The organism is Enterococcus sp. DIV0800 (assembly GCF_050559735.1).
In the GTDB taxonomy this organism is placed as follows: domain Bacteria; phylum Bacillota; class Bacilli; order Lactobacillales; family Enterococcaceae; genus Enterococcus_A; species Enterococcus_A devriesei.
In genome coordinates, this window is record NZ_CP187898.1 from 1123720 (window position 1) to 1141055 (window position 17336).

At 39.0% G+C, this 17336-nt stretch carries 25 protein-coding genes and 1 tRNA gene; 17 read left to right on the forward strand and 9 right to left on the reverse strand.

Annotated elements, in window-relative coordinates:
* Positions 1-3: 3 nt before the first annotated feature.
* The 13 genes from IGI54_RS05475 (at position 4) to IGI54_RS05535 (ending at position 10899) form a co-directional block, all read left to right on the forward strand.
* Positions 4-1242 carry an ABC transporter substrate-binding protein gene (locus IGI54_RS05475; RefSeq protein WP_430621395.1) on the forward strand — a complete coding sequence of 413 codons (1239 nt, stop codon included), beginning with the start codon at positions 4-6 and terminating at the stop codon, positions 1240-1242.
* Complete coding sequence (locus IGI54_RS05480; protein ID WP_216429365.1) at positions 1235-2089, forward strand: ABC transporter permease; 855 nt, start codon at positions 1235-1237, stop codon at positions 2087-2089. The genes IGI54_RS05475 and IGI54_RS05480 overlap by 8 nt, the downstream gene beginning before the upstream one ends.
* A complete protein-coding gene (locus IGI54_RS05485) occupies positions 2086-2880 on the forward strand; it encodes an ABC transporter permease (RefSeq protein WP_430621396.1) in 795 nt (264 codons plus the stop codon). The genes IGI54_RS05480 and IGI54_RS05485 overlap by 4 nt, the downstream gene beginning before the upstream one ends.
* Complete coding sequence (locus IGI54_RS05490) at positions 2864-3859, forward strand: ABC transporter ATP-binding protein (protein WP_430621397.1); 996 nt, start codon at positions 2864-2866, stop codon at positions 3857-3859. Before IGI54_RS05485 ends, IGI54_RS05490 begins: the two co-directional genes overlap by 17 nt.
* Positions 3856-4536 (forward strand): TIGR04283 family arsenosugar biosynthesis glycosyltransferase, encoded by a 681-nt coding sequence (locus IGI54_RS05495; RefSeq protein WP_430621398.1) that lies wholly within the window; start codon positions 3856-3858, stop codon positions 4534-4536. Before IGI54_RS05490 ends, IGI54_RS05495 begins: the two co-directional genes overlap by 4 nt.
* An 11-nt stretch (positions 4537-4547) precedes the next feature.
* A complete protein-coding gene (locus tag IGI54_RS05500) occupies positions 4548-5543 on the forward strand; it encodes a phosphotransferase family protein (RefSeq protein ID WP_430621399.1) in 996 nt (331 codons plus the stop codon).
* Complete coding sequence (locus IGI54_RS05505) at positions 5536-6201, forward strand: TIGR04282 family arsenosugar biosynthesis glycosyltransferase (RefSeq protein ID WP_430621400.1); 666 nt, start codon at positions 5536-5538, stop codon at positions 6199-6201. The genes IGI54_RS05500 and IGI54_RS05505 overlap by 8 nt, the downstream gene beginning before the upstream one ends.
* Positions 6198-7064, forward strand: coding sequence for a nucleoside hydrolase (locus IGI54_RS05510; protein WP_430621401.1), 867 nt, complete (start codon positions 6198-6200; stop codon positions 7062-7064). The genes IGI54_RS05505 and IGI54_RS05510 overlap by 4 nt, the downstream gene beginning before the upstream one ends.
* Positions 7065-7074: 10 nt before the next feature.
* Positions 7075-7749, forward strand: coding sequence for a TVP38/TMEM64 family protein (locus IGI54_RS05515; RefSeq protein ID WP_430621402.1), 675 nt, complete (start codon positions 7075-7077; stop codon positions 7747-7749).
* 127 nt (positions 7750-7876) lie between these two features.
* Complete coding sequence (locus IGI54_RS05520) at positions 7877-8998, forward strand: helix-turn-helix domain-containing protein (RefSeq protein WP_430621477.1); 1122 nt, start codon at positions 7877-7879, stop codon at positions 8996-8998.
* The gene (locus IGI54_RS05525) at positions 8991-9200 is read left to right on the forward strand and encodes a PLDc N-terminal domain-containing protein (protein WP_071861275.1); all 210 of its coding nucleotides are present in this window, start codon (positions 8991-8993) and stop codon (positions 9198-9200) included. The genes IGI54_RS05520 and IGI54_RS05525 overlap by 8 nt, the downstream gene beginning before the upstream one ends.
* Positions 9200-10138, forward strand: a complete 939-nt coding sequence (locus tag IGI54_RS05530; protein WP_430621403.1) for an ATP-binding cassette domain-containing protein — start codon at positions 9200-9202, stop codon at positions 10136-10138. Before IGI54_RS05525 ends, IGI54_RS05530 begins: the two co-directional genes overlap by 1 nt.
* Positions 10135-10899: an ABC transporter permease gene (locus tag IGI54_RS05535; protein WP_430621404.1), complete on the forward strand. Its 765-nt coding sequence runs from the start codon at positions 10135-10137 to the stop codon at positions 10897-10899. Before IGI54_RS05530 ends, IGI54_RS05535 begins: the two co-directional genes overlap by 4 nt.
* An 82-nt stretch (positions 10900-10981) precedes the next feature.
* Here the strand turns inward: IGI54_RS05535 and IGI54_RS05540 are convergent, their stop codons facing one another.
* The 5 genes from IGI54_RS05540 to IGI54_RS05560 form a co-directional block, all read right to left on the reverse strand.
* Positions 10982-11263 carry a hypothetical protein gene (locus tag IGI54_RS05540; RefSeq protein WP_430621405.1) on the reverse strand — a complete coding sequence of 94 codons (282 nt, stop codon included), beginning with the start codon at positions 11261-11263 and terminating at the stop codon, positions 10982-10984.
* Between the two features lie 136 nt (positions 11264-11399).
* Entirely contained in the window at positions 11400-11666 is a 267-nt protein-coding gene (locus IGI54_RS05545; RefSeq protein ID WP_430621406.1) for a hypothetical protein, read from the reverse strand.
* A gap of 172 nt (positions 11667-11838) precedes the next feature.
* Positions 11839-12057 (reverse strand): hypothetical protein, encoded by a 219-nt coding sequence (locus IGI54_RS05550; protein ID WP_313630059.1) that lies wholly within the window; start codon positions 12055-12057, stop codon positions 11839-11841.
* An 85-nt stretch (positions 12058-12142) separates the two neighbouring features.
* Positions 12143-12463, reverse strand: a complete 321-nt coding sequence (locus IGI54_RS05555; RefSeq protein ID WP_430621407.1) for an AzlD domain-containing protein — start codon at positions 12461-12463, stop codon at positions 12143-12145.
* On the reverse strand, positions 12456-13166 hold the full coding sequence (locus IGI54_RS05560; RefSeq protein WP_430621408.1) for an AzlC family ABC transporter permease: 711 nt from the start codon (positions 13164-13166) through the stop codon (positions 12456-12458). Before IGI54_RS05560 ends, IGI54_RS05555 begins: the two co-directional genes overlap by 8 nt.
* A gap of 278 nt (positions 13167-13444) precedes the next feature.
* On the opposite strand from IGI54_RS05560, the gene IGI54_RS05565 reads away from it, so the two are divergent.
* Positions 13445-13876 carry a universal stress protein gene (locus IGI54_RS05565; protein WP_216429332.1) on the forward strand — a complete coding sequence of 144 codons (432 nt, stop codon included), beginning with the start codon at positions 13445-13447 and terminating at the stop codon, positions 13874-13876.
* Positions 13877-13928: 52 nt separating this feature from the next.
* On the opposite strand, the gene IGI54_RS05570 is transcribed toward IGI54_RS05565, so the two are convergent.
* The 3 genes from IGI54_RS05570 to IGI54_RS05580 all read right to left on the reverse strand — a co-directional run bounded on the left by IGI54_RS05570 (position 13929) and on the right by IGI54_RS05580 (position 15039).
* A tRNA-Gln gene (locus IGI54_RS05570) sits at positions 13929-14001 on the reverse strand.
* A 54-nt stretch (positions 14002-14055) separates the two neighbouring features.
* A complete protein-coding gene (locus tag IGI54_RS05575) occupies positions 14056-14451 on the reverse strand; it encodes a hypothetical protein (protein ID WP_430621409.1) in 396 nt (131 codons plus the stop codon).
* A 60-nt stretch (positions 14452-14511) separates the two neighbouring features.
* A complete protein-coding gene (locus IGI54_RS05580) occupies positions 14512-15039 on the reverse strand; it encodes an HdeD family acid-resistance protein (RefSeq protein WP_311899469.1) in 528 nt (175 codons plus the stop codon).
* Positions 15040-15198: 159 nt separating this feature from the next.
* On the opposite strand from IGI54_RS05580, the gene IGI54_RS05585 reads away from it, so the two are divergent.
* A complete protein-coding gene (locus tag IGI54_RS05585) occupies positions 15199-15402 on the forward strand; it encodes a hypothetical protein (protein WP_071861287.1) in 204 nt (67 codons plus the stop codon).
* 12 nt (positions 15403-15414) lie between these two features.
* Entirely contained in the window at positions 15415-15909 is a 495-nt protein-coding gene (locus IGI54_RS05590) for a hypothetical protein (RefSeq protein ID WP_430621410.1), read from the forward strand.
* A 70-nt stretch (positions 15910-15979) separates the two neighbouring features.
* Here IGI54_RS05590 and IGI54_RS05595 read toward each other — a convergent pair whose 3' ends face one another.
* The gene (locus tag IGI54_RS05595) at positions 15980-16576 is read right to left on the reverse strand and encodes a nitroreductase family protein (RefSeq protein WP_071861289.1); all 597 of its coding nucleotides are present in this window, start codon (positions 16574-16576) and stop codon (positions 15980-15982) included.
* Positions 16577-16760: 184 nt separating this feature from the next.
* Here IGI54_RS05595 and lepB point away from each other — a divergent pair, with 184 nt between their 5' ends.
* The gene (lepB, locus tag IGI54_RS05600) at positions 16761-17303 is read left to right on the forward strand and encodes a signal peptidase I (RefSeq protein WP_216429325.1); all 543 of its coding nucleotides are present in this window, start codon (positions 16761-16763) and stop codon (positions 17301-17303) included.
* Positions 17304-17336: the final 33 nt, after the last annotated feature.

Genomic DNA, 17336 nt, shown 5'->3' on the forward strand with positions numbered 1-17336 from the left:
ATAATGAAAAAATGGTTTATGGGGCTTTTGACAGTGAGCATGCTTTTTTCGTTAGCTGCATGTAAGACAGGCGAAACGAAAGAGGAGAAGACGACTGATTCTATCAGCAATTTTTCAGATGCTGTAAAAGAAAGTAAGGGGGAGACCGTCACTTTTTATGGTTATGGCGGCGATGAAAAAGCCAATGCGTGGGTGGATGAAGTAGTGACACCGGCGATGAAGGAGAAATATGATATCACGGTGAAGCGTGTACCGATGGATATTGATCAAATTTTGAACAAATTGACGACTGAAAAAGAAGCTGGAACGAAAACCGGCGACATTGATGTGATGTGGATCAATGGGGAGAATTTTTATACGGCTAAACAGGCAAAACTGCTTTATGGCCCAATCACAAATAAGATCGAGAGCTTTGAAAAGTTGATGGATGTCGATGGTCATAATTCGAAGTATGATTTTGGTGTGAAGATTGATGGGTATGAAATGCCTTATGGTAGTGCACAATTGGTTTTTGCTGGCGACAAAGAAAAATTTACTTCAGGGTTTCCAACCGATACGAAAGCTTTGTTGGAATACGCAAAAGCTCATCCCGGAAAAATCACTTACACGGCACCGCCGGAGTTCACAGGTAGCGCCTTTGTTCGCAATATTATTTGTGACATCGTCGGCTACGATAAGGTAGAAAAAGCGGCTGCTAATAAGGAAGAGTTGTATCAAGTCATCAAGCCGGGCTTAGATTATTTGAATGAGATCAAGCCTTACTTGTGGCAAGAAGGAAAAACGTATCCGACAACAACGGCTGAGTTGGATCAAATGTTTTCAGCTGGTCAAATCGATATGAGCTACAGCTATTCTCAAATGCACGTGGCAGAAAAGCGCAGCGACAATGAATTCAAGCCGACAACAGAATCCTTCTTATTTGATAAAGGGACAATTGCCAATCAAAGTTACTTAGCGGTTGCTGATACATCGAAAGTCAAAGGAGCAGCTTTAGTTTTGATCAATGAAATGACTAGCGAGAGTGCCCAATTGAAAAAAGCGGAAGCTAAATACGGCTACAGTATCCCGCCTTTTGATTCGAAGAAGCTATCAAAGGAAACCAATCAACAATTGGCGGACTTGTACAAAAATCAAGGGGTATTGTCGTTAGAAGAGCTGCAGGAAAAACAAATTCCAGAGGTTCAAGCAAAAAAAATCCCGATCATCGAAGCGTTATGGAAAGAACATGTTTTGCATGAATAAGAAAAAACTATTGGTGGTCCCTTTTCTACTATTAAATAGTGTCGTGATTTTCGCGGCACTATTTCGGGGATTGCAAATCAGTCTCGGTTATTATCCATTGATTGGGTTAAACCAGCTGACGTTAGCTAATTACAAAATCGTTTTGACTGATCCGTTCTTTCAAAAGTCGCTGAGTTACAGCTGCTACTTGGCACTGACGGCGACCTTTTTTTCATTGATCGTCGGCGTCGGGGTGGCTTTTTTACTGTTGAAAGTCAAACAACCCATTTTACATAAAATCCTTCAGTTACCCATCTCACTGCCACATATTATTGTGGCTTTAATGGTGCTGCAATTACTCGGCCAATCTGGGGTGCTGTCTCGTTGGTGTTTTCAATTAGGCTGGATCAAAGATATCGGAGAGTTTCCTTTACTCGTTCACGATCAGCAGGGGATCGGGATTCTTTTCGTTTTCCTTTATAAAGAGATTCCCTATGTAGCCGTGACAGTCCTGGCGATCCTTCAGCAACTGCAGCTTGGCTATATTGAAGTGGCTAGGAATCTGGGGGCTTCGAGACGGCAAATTTTTACCCAGGTGATCTTTCCTATGATCCAAAAAACCTTGTTCACCTTATTCATTATTTTATTTTGTTTCACTTTTGCCTCCTTTGAAGTGCCTTATTTATTAGGTGATCCAAGTCATGGAACAGTAGCGTTGACGGCGTATGATCTATTTACCCAAGCGGACTTAATGACTCGTCCGCAGGCGTTTGCTTTAAATATGGTGATGTCAGCTGTTTGCTTATCAGTAGCGATCGCCGCGCTAGTTATCAGTCGCTTACTGCCGGGAGGGAGAAAAATAAAATGAAGACTTCCGGAAAAATGAACTATTTATTTTTGAGTGTCATCGCGTTTTTGATTTTGTTGCCGTTAAGCTTTTTAGTCTTGTGGTCAGTCAGTTCCAAATGGCTGTATCCAGCAGTCTTACCACAGCAGCTGGCCGTAAAATCCTTTGTCCAGATGATTCATGATCCTAGTTTTTTCCCAGCAATCATGAATAGCTTCGTAATCGCATTTGCGACGACGTTTCTAACATTAGTAATCGCGTTGCCGGCGGCGAATTATTTTGCTTTTCAGCAGCAGTTCTCTCAGCGAGTCATCGAGGTAATGATTTATCTGCCATTGATTCTGCCGGCGGTGGCCTTGATTACATCGAGTCAAGTAATCTTTTTGAAACTAGGATTAAACGGCAGCTTGCTCGGTGTCGTTTTGATCCATACGTATTTTTGTCTGCCTTATGGCATGCAGATTCTATTGGAGAGCTACCGTCAATTAGGTGAGGGCTTTAGTTTAACCGCAAGAAGTTTAGGCGCAAACCGCTGGCTGACTTTTTGGCAGATTTCGTGGCCTTTGCTAAGACCAGGGATCGCTACGGCCGCCTCTTTGGTATTTATCGTTTCCTTTAGTCAGTATTTGCCAACGTTTTTTATTGGCGGCGGACGGATTGTGACCTTGCCGTTGCTATTGTTGCCTTACGCCAATAATGGTCGTTACGGCATTGCATCGACATACAGTTTATTATTTTTAGTTTGCACGATTATCGGCGTCTGGTTTTTAAGAAAAATGATAGGAGGAGTACAGCGTGGGACTAAGCGTTAACAATCTTTATGTGAACTACGGGAAAAAAGAAATATTAACTGATTTGTCCTTTGATGTGGCTGAAGGAGAAACAGTCGCACTGTTTGGTCCATCAGGTGTCGGTAAAACCAGTCTATTGAAAATACTGGCGGGTATCCAAAAAAGTGACAGAGGAACAATTACCTTCTCAGATTCATTTTCCCAAGAGGAGACGATTTTAGTCTTTCAAGATTTTTGGTTATTCCCTCATATGACAGTGACCGAAAATATTGCCTTTGGTTTAAAAGCTCGCAAATTTTCGAGAGCGATCATTCAAGAAAAACTTCAAAAAATTATCACCGCTTTTGATTTAACGGGTTTAGAAAATCAGTTTCCAGATCAAATATCAGGCGGGCAGCAGCAACGAGTCGCCTTGGCCCGAGCGATTGTATTAGAACCTAAATTACTTTTGTTAGATGAACCTTTCGCAAATTTGGATAGCCAATTAAAATTGACGATGCGAAGCTATCTGCAGCGCTTGCAACAGGAGTATCGATTCAGTGTGATCTTAGTGACCCATGATCGAGATGAGGCATTTCATTTGGCCGATCGAATGATTTTATTATTAGCCGGAAACATCCAGCAGATCGGTACGCCGCAAGAACTTTATTTTTATCCCCTCAATCAACAAGTCGCCGAAGCAATCGGTGAGGGAAACTATTTATCCGGGAACGTTCAAGGGGAGTCCTTTCAAATTGGAACGACGACGTTAGCGGTGAAAAATCCGCAACAATTGGTAGGGGAGGCACGAGTCTTCATTCCTTATGGAACAGAGATCGCGATTAGTGAGCAGGGATTACCGGCACGGGTCTTTAGCAACGAGTGGTCACCCAATGGACAGCGGCCGCAGCTGCAGATTGGCGAATGTCTATGTACATTTACGAATCTATCGCAAAAAGTTCAGACTGGAACGAAAATTCATTTGAATTTTAAACAGTCCTTGCAGGTGCTGCCCGTATGATCTCAGTGATTATTCCGACTTTAAATGAAGAGCAAAGAATCGAAAAACTATTACCGCAAATCAGCCAATTATTAAAAAATATTCCCCATGAACTGATCGTGGTGGATGGCGGCAGTTCAGACCAAACGATTCAACAAGCTGAGCGCTTTGCAAACGTCTATCAGTTGTCTAAAGGAAATCGTGGAGCTCAATTATGTTACGGAGTAGAACAGAGCCGCGGGGACTTTTTATGGTTTTTACATAGTGATAGCGAGCTGGAAATAGAATCTACTGAGCTGGTAAAACTTCAACAAGTATTAAGGAATTCAGAATATAGTGCTGCTTTTTTTCACTTAAGCTTTGATTCCTCAGATAAATTTTTTACTTATTTAGAATGGACCTCAAGCCTCCGCGCACGTTTTCTTGGTTTGATCTTTGGAGATCAGGGGCTATTTGTTACACGTGAGTGCTATCAACAAGCAGGTGGATTTGATGCGGTTCCTTTAATGGAGGATTGGCAGTTGAGTCGCCGCTTGCGAAAAATTGGTAAATTCTATCCAGCGACTGGTAAGATCAGTACCTCTAGCCGCCGTTTTCGTAAAGGCAAATTGCGCACTCATTTAGCGATGCATCGCATCAAATTATTGTATCTACTAGGAATGTCGTCAGAAAAATTAGCCAAACGCTATTACAAATAAAGGAGCACAAGATGCGCACAAGAATCGCCGCTTATTTAAAAGAGTTTCATTTAATTGAAAAATTAGAATTACAAAGGCCGATTACAGTCGAATTTTTAGCACAAGGAGAATACAATCAAAATTTTCTGATCTCCGATGGAAAGAAACAATTTGTTTTCCGTTTGAACTACGGCAGTCAATTACAGTTGGAGAATCAAATTCAGTATGAGTATCAAGCGTTGAGGTGGCTGGAACGAACGGACCGGACACCGAAAGTTTATTATGTCGATGACAGCCACCGGTTTTTCAAGCAAGGCTTATTAATCATGGGATTTCTAGTGGGACAACCCTTAGATTATCGCAGTGATCTGGCTAAAGCTGCTAAAATTTTTGGTGAGATCCATCGTCAGCCGATTGATGATCTGGCCGCCGATTTTCTTGTGGAAGAAAAAAAGACGATTTTGTCTGCCCGCGTGGAGGAGTGTCAGCGGCTATTAGCACCGGTTTTAAAAAGCGATTTTGTGCCTTTAACTGCTCAAAGAGAATTGGCGAGAGCCTTAGAACGCTGCACAAAAAATGTTGACCAGCAGCGCTTTTTCAATGATCTGGATCTTTGGTGTGTGAATAATACAGAGGTCAATTCTCACAATTTCATAATCGGTGAAAAAAGCTATTTGATCGATTGGGAGAAGCCTGTGATCAGCCATCCGGTGCAAGATATTTCGCAATTTTTGGCCTCAACGACGACCCTTTGGCGCAGTAATTTATTATTGAGTCAAACAGAAAAACATCAATTTTTAGACGAGTATCTTGACGCAACAGGATTTGACAGAACAGCCTTTGAAGAAGCGCTAAGAATCTACCATCCCTACTTGATGCTGCGGGCACTAGCATGGTCGGCGATGGCCTATGACAGTTATCAAACAGCGACGAAGGCGTTAAAAAATCAAGAAATTTTTGAAAAGGTGACCAGCTATTTGGAACCAGATTTTTTACAACAAGCATTGAAGGAGCAAGTCTTTGAATAAACAGGCCTATATTTTATTTACTCGCATTCCGGTTCCTAATAAAGTCAAAACCCGCTTGCAAAGCCGATTGACTGGCACAGAAGCTAGTCAAGTTCAGCTGTGGATGCTGCAAGATAGCTTCGAAAAATTTGCGTCACTAGCGGATCAAGGGATCGATCTCTTTTTAGCTTATTCGGACGAAGGCAGCCCTGATTCTTTGATCCAACTCATGCCAAAAAGCTTTAAGGCCTTTCCTCAAAAAGGACAAACGATTGGTGAACGAATGAAGCAGGCACTGGCGACGGTCTTTTCGCTTGGTTATCAAAAAGTTATTTTGACTGGTAGTGATATTCCTAATTTAACTGCTGAGCTTATTGTCTCAGCTTTTGATCAAATGAGCGAAGTGGTATTGGGACCATCTCCTGATGGTGGCTATTATTTAGTGGGAGCGACAGAAAAAGTAAACGTAGCCCCGATTTTTGATGCACCGATTACTTGGGGGAAAAGTGAAGTGCTAACTGAAACATTAAAGCTGTTAAGTAAGTATCAAGTGGTTTTGTTAGAGCTGCTGGAAGACATGGATCATCCGGCCGATCTGCAAGCGATTCAATCTCAATTGAACCAGGAGAATGCGTATTTTGGCGACTGGCTCAAAGAAAATCGAGGGTTATTCCAATGAGAAAAATTATTTATGATTGCGACAATACCTTTGGCTTGAAAAATCATGATGTGGATGATGGGTTGACGTTGTTCTATTTATTGGGCATGCCTGAAATTAATTTATTAGGCATGACTTTAAGCTATGGGAACGGAACTATTTTAGAAGTCCAACAAATGACCCAGAAATTACAAGCACGGCTGCAACTAGATTTTTCCTATTATCCCACAGAAAAAGCGGTGGATTTTTTAGTGGAGCAGGTCAATCGCTTCCCCAACGAGATCACAATCATTGCTACGGGAGCATTAACGAATCTAGCGCGAGCACAAGAAAAGGATCCGGCTTTTTTTAATAAAGTCCAAGAAGTCATCTTGATGGGGGGAATCACGCAGCCGCTTTTCGTAAATCAACGGCCAGTGACCGAATTGAATTTTTCCTGTGACCCCTTGGCGACTGAAAAAGTATTACTGAGTCAGGCGAAATTAACGATCATGAATGGCCACATGACTGCGGAAGCCTTTTTTTCAAAGAAAGAATTGGAAGACTTTCTTGAAGCAGCCGGTTCTTTGATAACTTCAGACAAATTGCGCTGGATAGCAGACAGCTTGCAAAGCTGGATTGAATGGAACGAGGAAATTTTTCACTTCAGCGGTTTTTGCAATTGGGACATGACTACAGCGGTCTATTTGGAACGTCCGGATTTGTTTAGCCAAGAAGAGTATCAACTTGCTGGGGAGCAAGCTAATTTGTCAAAGGGACAATTGACGTTGGCACAGCAGTCTGATTATTTAGTGAAGATGCCACAAAAACTGTTGGATTTGACCAGCTTTAATCAATTAGTCATTCAACGAATGGTGCAGGGCTTAACTCGTAGTATCGACTAGAGGAGGAAGTATGAAGAAAATTATTGGATTTCTCGTATTGATAGTGATTGTGTTAGTGCTTGCCAATCAGCTTGGGTTAGTCGCACTATTGACGGATATCTCACAACTGAGAAGTTACCTTGAAAGTCTTGGTTGGCGGGGCTATTTAATCTTTATCTTACTCTCAATAGTGGTCGCGGTTTTTTTACTACCGGGACAATTTTTAGCGATTGTTGGCGGCTTAGCTTATGGCGGTTGGATCGGTGGCGGATTAACCGTGATTGGCGCCTCACTAGGAGCAAGTATTTCATTTGTGATTGGAAAATATGTAGCTCGTGAATATCTACTACAACGCTTTGGCAGTGAACCAACCTTTCAAAAAATTGAAAAAGGGGTGCGGGAAAATGGACTTTCTTTTTTGATCTTTACCCGCTTAGTGCCGATCTTTCCTTTTGCCATTCAAAGCTACGCCTATGCGATGACCCCCATGAGCTTGAAAAAATTTAGTCTGATCTCCTTTTTAACGATGCTACCGGCGAGTTTTATTTATGCTTTTATGGCCTCAGAGATTGCGACCAAAGGAGTTTCCTTAAAATTATTACTCGAGCTGACTATTGCTGGGATTCTTTTAGGATTATTGTCTTATCTGCCGAAAAAATTCAGTCGAAAAATGAATGATTTATCCTCAAAATACGAAGAACGTTAAAAGACTATTCTTTAGTCTTTTTTTGCTGCTCACAAGTTGATTAATAGCCACAAAAGTTAACAACAACTCCATTGTGTTTCTTCAAAAATCATTCTAAAATAACATTAAGGAGGGATCGAAGGTGGAAATGAATATTGGAACGATCATTATGGAGAAACGCAAAGAAAAGCAAGTCACGCAGCAAGAACTGGCGAATTTCGTGGGTGTTTCGAAATCTTCAGTTTCAAAATGGGAAACGGGGCAAACCTATCCAGATATTACGCTATTACCATTATTAGCCGCTTATTTTGATATCACGATTGATTCACTTTTAACTTATGAACCCCAGCTGGACAATCATGAGATACAACGGATCTATGGCATGCTGAAAAATTCTTTAGAAACCAAATCAGCGGATGATGTCTTAGCGACAACGCGTAGTTTCATTCGCCGTTATTATTCCTGCTATCCTTTTATTTTGCAGATGGGCCTGTTTTTGCTGAATCACGTGGATTTATTACCAGGTGAGGACAGAATTACCCGTTATACTAAAGAAGCGCGAGAATTATTTATTCATGTGCGAACCCAAAGCAAAGATCCGGAACTGATTACTCGGGCACTGAAATATGAAGCTTATAGCTCATTGACCCTGCAGGAATTTGATCAAGCTTTAGAAATATTAGGGGAACAGGTGCCAGTTATCTTTCCAGTCGAGAGTCTGATCGCAATGGCGCAGCAACAAAAAGGTGAGCCGCAACAAGCGCAAATTACGTTACAAAGCGCCATCTATCAATACACAACGGTCTTTCTTAGTTTTTTGAGCAATTACTTACAGCTATTATTACAGCAGCCTGAAAAATACAATGAAACGGTGCAACGAGGTCGAGGCTTTGCCAAGCTTTTTCATTTTGAAACGCTCCATCCTGTAGCCTTCATGAATTTTCAACTCTCAGCGATCTTTGGATACGCACAAATGCAAAATGAATCGCCTGCTATTGAATTATTAGGAGAATTTCTCGAGATAATAAAACAGACAGTATTTCCCGTTGATTTGCATGGGGATGATTATTTTGATCGAATTGACGAGTGGTTGGAGAATTTAGAAATTGGCAATCAACTACCAAGAAACTCAAGTGTGTTAAAGGAAGATTTTATTGATTTAGTGATCGATCATCCGCTGTTTGAAAATTTCTCGAACCAGCAAGAATTAAACAGAATTTATGATGAATTGAAAGCAATTAAAACGAAAGGAGGGACAGCCGATGCCTAATGTTGATTTCTTACTCGAGAATCTGCCTATTTTATTGCCGCTGATCCTTTTAGAATTAACCTTAATGATTGTGGCTGTTAGACATATTTTGCTTCATCGAAACTATCGTTTTGGCAATCGCGGAATTTGGCTTTTTGTCGTGATTATTTTCCAAATTATTGGTCCAGTGGTGTATTTTGTTTTCGGAAGAGGCGACGAATAATGAATATTTTGGAATTAAGACAGGTTTCTAAAGCCTTTGGGCCCAAACAGGTGCTTGATGAATTGAATTTAGTTGTGCCCACTGGGTCTATCTTTGGTTTTGTAGGAGAAAATGGGGCAGGAAAAACGACGACGATGAAGTTGATTCTCGGCTTGGAGCAAAAAGATCAAGGTGAAATTTTGATCAAAGGCAAACCCGTGACTTTCGGCGATAATCAAACCAATCAAGTAACGGGTTATTTACCAGATGTGCCTGAATTTTATAATTATATGACTGGCAAAGAGTATTTGACTTTTTGTGGTGAAATTACGGGATTGTCGAGAAGGATGCTGCAGCAAAAAGTTGCAGAAACACTAGAGTTAGTCGGACTTTCTCTAGACAAAAAAAGAATCAAAAGTTATTCGCGGGGCATGAAGCAACGTCTGGGGATCGCGCAAGCACTATTGAACGATCCAGAGTTATTGATTTGCGACGAACCCACTTCGGCGTTAGATCCAAGTGGACGCAATGAATTTTTAGAAATTTTAGCAGGTTTAAAAGGCCGCACTACGATTTTGTTTTCGACCCACATTTTAAGTGATGTTGAACGGATCTGTAACTATGTCGGTATTCTTGATCAAGGGAATTTGACGATCAGTGGTCCATTGGAAGAATTGAAGCAACAGTATGCGAAAGATCAAATCGACATCCAATTCGCAGATAAGCAAGACTTGCGGGCATTTTTCAAAGAGCTGGATCAGTTAAAAGAACAAGAACAGCTGTCGGATTATTCTTTTGATCCCGATACATTTCTTTTTAAAGTGAATTACGTTGGTTGTTATGAAAAACTGGCGGAAGAAATCTTTCGTAGCTTTGAAGCTACACAATTATTTCCAAGAGTCATCAAAAAAATCGATCCATCACTAGAATCGATTTTTCTGGAGGTGGTCCAGTCATGAGAAATTTAATCTATTTTACGAAAAAGGAATTATTTGAAAGTTGGCGGACCTATCGACTGCTGATCTTGCTGATTGTATTTTTGATTTTAGGCTTGATGAATCCATTAATGGCTAAGTTAACGCCAGAGATTTTTAAGATGACGATTGGTAAATCCTTGGCTCAAACGATTCCTGAACCGACATCTCTTGATTCTTGGACTCAATTTTATAAAAATATGACCCAAATAGGTTTAGTTGTTTTTGCTTTGATGTTTAGTGGCACCGTAAGTAATGAAGTCAATCAAGGGACGTTGATCAACTTAGTGACCAAAGGTTTGCATCGCTGGACGGTTATCATTGGTAAACTGATTAGTTTGATTTTCCAGTGGAGTTTGTGTTTGGTTTTATCCTTCTTGATCACTTGGGCCTATACTCTTTATTACTTTCCTGATGATAAGAGTCCTTACTTGCTTCAGGCGGTTTTTCCTTTGTGGCTTTTTGGAATGTTGCTGATGGGGCTAGTTCTTTTTGCTTCGACGGTTGCACGAAACAGTTATGAAGGATTATTGATCACTGGTGGCGGTGTAGTGATTTTAGGATTGCTAAATCTTTTTGATCAAGTAAAAAAATACAACCCAATCTCACTAACAACAGAAAATCTAGATTTTTTACAAAAGGCCGAGTTGTTTCAAGATTACTTATCGGCAATGATCATCAGTTGCCTCCTATTCGTTTTATTGATTATCTTGAGTATTTTACTTTTTAATAAAAAAAGGCTGTGAATTAAAACTAATTTTTAATTTATTGCATCAAAAAAAGTTATGTCCGTTTTTAGACATAACTTTTTTTAGTTAGTGTATTAGGTTAAATAAATAGAAAAACTACAGAATAAATATAATAAGCTAGCACCAATAAGGCGATAATACAAGAAATCTTGGCAAGGATACCGCCACGAGGTCTCTTAACTTGATTACGGCTTTTTTTTCGTGTGATTTCTGACGCATCACTTTCCATGATTTTTGATTTAGCAGGGCGTAAAAGTACCACTGCTAATAAGTCGATAAAGATTAATCCTTGTAAAATAATACTCACGATAAAAACAATTTGATCTCCTTGAACCATTCGAAACAAAAATAATGCGATCATGAGAAGATCAAATATCAATGTCAATAAAATAGCCATAATAAAGCTCCTTCGAAATTTGTGATAAATAAAAACCATTATAGCATAGATCGAATCAAAGCTTTATGAAATATTTTGTTAAGAAATAGCAAATTTCTAATCAGCGTCTCCGCCAAAAAGAATAGATCAACCAATAAACCATAAAGGTAAAGAGGGAGACCAGCATCAGTAAAGCAAGTGAAAAAGCTCCCTCCGATGGCTGATAGTGATGGTAATTCATCAATAAATAAATACATATAAATGTTGGGATCAACGAAAGATAAAGGTGGATCATCCGTCGTTCATTTTTAAATAATCTAAAATAGATGATACTCATAAAAAAGAAAATTAGGTAAATTACCCAAGAAACTGCCAAGCCGATATCCATAAGTAATTCCCCCTTCAAAGACTATTATAGCAAATAAGATTATCATAATAAATAACATATCTTTGTGTTAATAAAAATATTTTTATTGTTCTGATAAGGATAGCAGTACATTTTAACAACAAAAAAAATTCTGAAAAGAAAATCTTTTCAGAATTTTGTTCTTATGAATTTTTTAGTCAGCCTCGCAAATCTCGGTAATGACAAAAAAGCTGTGTAAGCTATCTTCGGGATAGTCATACCGTTTACTAATTTCACATAAAATCTGCCGGTTGGATTCTAGGACGGGTTCGTTACCATTATACAAAGTGTCGGTTGGAAGATGGATTTCAAAAGATTTCTTTTGGTTCAAATCTAAGGGTTTTTGAAAGAAAAATCCAGCGATCTTTTTCATGAGAGTTACTCCTTTTTTATATTTTGTTATATAGTACACTACTAATATAGGCAAAACCAGAAATAAGCTCTATAACTTACGTTATTTAAAATAATCGTAGGAGCGCGATAGCCACGACCCCGGTCAGAACAATTTTCATTAAATCATTAGTTCGTATGCCGACAATGAGCGCTGGGATGCAAGCGAGTATTTCAGGAAAACGGAGGCTAGGGAATGACCCTGATTTGAAAGTTAGCAAACTTTGTAGCAATAAGGCTGTTAGGATGGTCATTGGCAAATAGCTTAAAAATTTTTCGACGGCTGAAGGTAAAGCGAAAGCCTTTGTCAAAACAAATGGTAGGACTCTAGGTAGCCAAGTGACAGCGGCACAGCCAAAAAGAGTTAGTAGGTAATAGGAATTAGTCATCTTTGATTAGCACCCCCGTCATGCAGCCAATTAGAGTAGCAATAATCACGGCCAGCTCAGCGGAAACAATCCTCATAGACAAGAATAAAGTAAGGACTGTAACCAATAAAATAATGAGCGTCTTTTTCTTTTGTCTTTTTAAGGGTAATTGTACTTGGAATAAAAATAGGCCCAAAAACATGGACGTCAAAGCAAAGTCGAAGCCAAAAACCATCGGATCAGGAATGAAATTTCCTAATAAAGCTCCTATAATGGTCGAAACGATCCAAATTAAATAAGCGGTAATATTTAAACCATGCATCCACGTGCTACTGACTTTTTTTTGTTGAGCCAGCGTATTCATTAAAACGCCGTATGATTCATCTGTTAACAGGCTGCCGATTGCAATGCCGGTTAATAAAGAATCTTCTTTAAAGTAAGGAGCTACGGAGAGGCTCATCAATAGATGACGTAAGTTGACCAAGAAGACGGTAAAAATGATGGATAAAATCGGCGCGCTTAATAAAAGGAGGCCGCATAGAATAAATTGGGCGCTGCCAGCGTATACCAGAGTGGACATTAAAAAGATCTGCCAGATTGCAAGATGAACAGACCTTCCAACGATTCCCATAGCGATTCCGATACCTAAGTAGCCCATGATAGTTGGCAGACAGGCTTTTACGCCATCAGAAAAACGAGATGTTTGGGTCAATCGATTTTCCATTTTAGTCATCCTCTCATTTTCTTTTAATTATATTAGACGATAATTAATAGAAATACAAGGGCGTCAAGCATAAAAAAGTAACGAACGCCAATAACAATGAGACATAGGAGATCTAGAAATCCACTGTAAGCCAGTTTTGCCAGCAAACTAACGATGAGAACATAATAAATATGAATTTTATTAGTAAACAAATCCAAGTGTCTAGTTTCTTTAACGTGCATTTAACTTTTATCATTAGATATCAATAAGGTATACTATATGATAGGGAGGCGTTTACGATGAAAGAAGAATATAAGAAAATACTTGTAGCGGTAGATGGATCACCGGCTTCCAACGATGCATTCAACGAAGCGTTAAATGTCGCTGAACGAAATGACGCAAAGCTTTTTATCCTTACCGTGGTGGATTATAAATTCTCGATTGGTGATCCGGCATTTATCAATGATGCACTAAAATTTCATCTTAATAATGCAGAGATCGAATTAGAACAATTAATCGCGAATTCAAGAGTGAATCAGTTTGAGTATGAAACCAAAATTGATTCAGGCAATCCGAAGCGCAAAATCACGGATTACGCACTAGAACATCAGGTAGATTTGATCGTTTTAGGCGCGACTGGACGAGGGGCTGTTGAACAAGCTTTGGTCGGTTCGACAACGTCTTATGTTGTCAATAATGCTCATTGCAACGTATTAGTAGTAAGGCCTTAAAATAATAAAAAAAAAAGCTTGGTTTCTCAAATTGAGAAACCAAGCTTTTTAATTGGGATAGTAGGGCTCGAACCTACACTTACCTGATTCAGAGTCAGGCGCCTTACCAGTTTGGCCATATCCCAATGAGAACAGAAAAAATTATAACGCTAGTTTTTCTATTCTTCAACTATCTTGTCTTATTTTTTCCCAGCTTGTTTTAAAGCTGCTAAAACAATACCACCATCTGCGAAGCCTAGATTGATTTTAATTGTTTCGTTTTCAAAGTCTAGGATCAGACGAATACCATTCAATTTCTTTTTTCCGTTAATGGTTCTGCATTGATAAAGATTGTATTTGTAGGCCTTCTGCTTACTTAAAACATAAAGTGTATTGCCGGAAATTGCGTAAGCACTCAGTCCTTCTTGCTTTTTGACGCTTTCATATTTATGAAAGCCAATGAAGGAGAAGCTAAAATTGATTTTTGGATAGGCTTGTAAAAATTTTTGAAATAAAAACGTTCCTTTTTCTTCGCCCGTATTGTAATTAATCCCATATTTTTTTGTGAATCGATAGAGTTCTTGCGCTGTGTTCATAATAACCTCACTTACTTTGATACTAGTAGTATAAAGCTTTATGACAATAGAAACAATTCTCTATTTCGCAAGCCGTCGTGTATTAATAAATTCAGAAACGGCCATCGTAATTAGCAGAAAACCGAAAATTTGAAATAGAAACATTAAGCTGCTGAAAGGATTGAATAGCAGAAATATGCCGGCAAGGATCATCAATCCGCTATATAACAGTTGTCCATTAACAGGAAAACCGTTTTTTCTGGCGTTCCAACTCTGGATGAATTGCCCAATCGCGAACACTAAAATAAGGAAGCCTAAAAACATTGGTAAGATACTGATGATTCCTCTTGAAAACCATAAGATGATAAAGGCAACGATGATTCGAATAATCCCCCCGGTCGTTTCATAACCGACATTTCCAGTGTATTTTTTTGCGCGGAAACCGCGAATGATTTGAAGAATACCGAAAATTAATAAATAGAAGAAAAAGATATAAACAATCCCATTAAAAACACTTCTCGGAGAAAGCAAAATAGCAATACCAAGAATCAGATAACAGGCACTGCGCAAATACCCATACTTTCTAATTGAATCTAAAAAATTAGACATAAAATACCACCTCTCTAAAATAATTCTACCTGATTTAGTGTATTTTTGCGACTAAATAGGCAGTTTCAATTGTAAACCATTCCATACTTAGGTATAATGCGTTTAAATTGATCCAAAAGCTAGACGAACAAATGAATGTCGATACTGGAGGGCTTATTTATGAATGAAGAAGAAATTGAACTTGGAAGAAGTTATCGGTGCCATCCAATTGGCTTCGAGGAAAGTGTTGAAGGGGAAGTCATTTCAAAGATGACCAACTGTGCGGTTGTTCGAATCAATCAATGCGAAGATATTGATCAAGAGCAGCGAGATGACAAATCTAACATGGTCGTGGTAAAATATTCTAATTTCATCCCAAGTTAGAAGGCGGTTCTTTTGAATATATTTACTTTATTATTGCTGTTTTTCACGATTGTCCTATATGTTTTTTTACTGTTGACACGTAAGGCAATTGTGATTCCTGTTTTACAGAAAAAGAAGATGTATCCATTTTATCTTTTTTTGACGTTTTTGATTTTATGGATCGGCTTTAGTAGTTGGCAAGATCTTAATGAACGTGTACGCACTATTTTAGCTGCGTTGATCATGTTGAGTTTCTTGTTGGATCAGAGGGGCTTCACAGAAGATAGTTTACTTTTGTTTAGTCTAGACAATCGGGGTATTCCGTTTAAGGAAATTGAGCGAGTTGTTTTATATCAGGAAGAAAGTGGTTTGATTAAGTTAAACTATTTTCGCAAGGATCGTCGAGGACCGATTTTGACCTTTAATTATCCTTTAACAGAAATGGTGGTCTTTCTTTCTACGCATCTAGTTGAAGGCACTAAGCTGGAAATTTTAACAAAAGATGATGAACCAAAAGACGGACGATGAGATGGTGGAGACACCATCTTTTTTACGCAAAAACAGCGAGGCCTAGGCCTCGCTGTTTATTTAGATCAGATTAACGATATACACGGAAACGTTCGTCATCAGCTAAGTATTCTTTTTCTCCAGCTTCGCCTTCTTTAGAACCGAAGACTAGTTGAGAACGTAATTGCCAGTTTGCTGGGATATCCCATTCTTTTGCTACAGCATCATCGATTACTGGATTGTAATGTTGTAGGTTTGCACCCAGACCAGCTGTAGTTAAAGCAGTCCATACATTAGCTGTTGCGATCCCATTTGATTGTTCTGCCCAATCTGGGAAGTTGTCAGCATACAAAGCGAATTGTTCTTGTAAATGTTTTACTGTATCAGTTTCTTTAAAGAACATTACAGTACCTAAAGCGTTTCTGAAGCCAGCAATTTTAGCTTGAGTGTTAGGAAAAGCTTCAGCTGGTGTTAATGGTTTCAAAGCATCTTCAACAATGTTCCATAGTTTTTCGTGAGCATCGCCAAAAAGAATAACAGCACGTGGTGATTGTGCGTTGAACGCAGTTGGGCTGTTTTTAACAGTGTCCTTGATTAATTCTGTGATTTCTTCTTCTGATAATTTAACGTCGCGTCCTAATGCGTAGAATGAACGGCGATCTTTCAATGAGTCTAAAAATTGAGACATAATAATTTCCACCTTTTCTTGTTGAGTTCTTGTTTACAAAAGCCACTATATCATCTTACAAAAAGTAAGAAAAGAAATATGCTCGCAGAAAAAGTAATTTTTTTAAAAGCCAGAGATTAAAATAGAAGAAACAAAAGAGTCTGTGTTAAACTTGATACAAGAAGAAAAAAATGGAGGCACGTGAATGAATATAAAAGAAATCGGGAAGACAATTCTTTATTTTTTGATTTTGGTGGCCATCTTGTTTGGCTTACGGCATTATGTTTTTACGCCGGTAGTGGTTAAAGGGGATTCGATGGACCCGACATTGGCAGATGGTGAACGAGTAATCGCATTGAAAAATACCGAAGTCAAACGTTTTGACATCGTGACTTTCCCAGCACCTGATGATCCAGGAAAAAATTATATCAAACGTGTGATTGGCTTGCCGGGAGATACCATAGAATACAAAAGTGATCAGCTGTATATCAATGGAAAAAAAGTTGCTGAACCCTACTTAGATGAATTTAAAAAAGAACTGACGGATGACCAACCGCTCACTTATGATTTCAATTTGAAGGATCTCTTTGGGGCAGAAAAAGTTCCCGCTGGCGAGTTATTTGTCTTAGGGGACAATCGACGTATCTCAAAAGATAGTCGAATCATTGGAATGATCAAAGAAAAAAATATTATGGCCGATGTAAAATTCGTATTTTGGCCCTTAGACCGATTCGGGACAATAGACTAGCAAAATGCTAGTCTATTTTTTGTCAGTCCAACT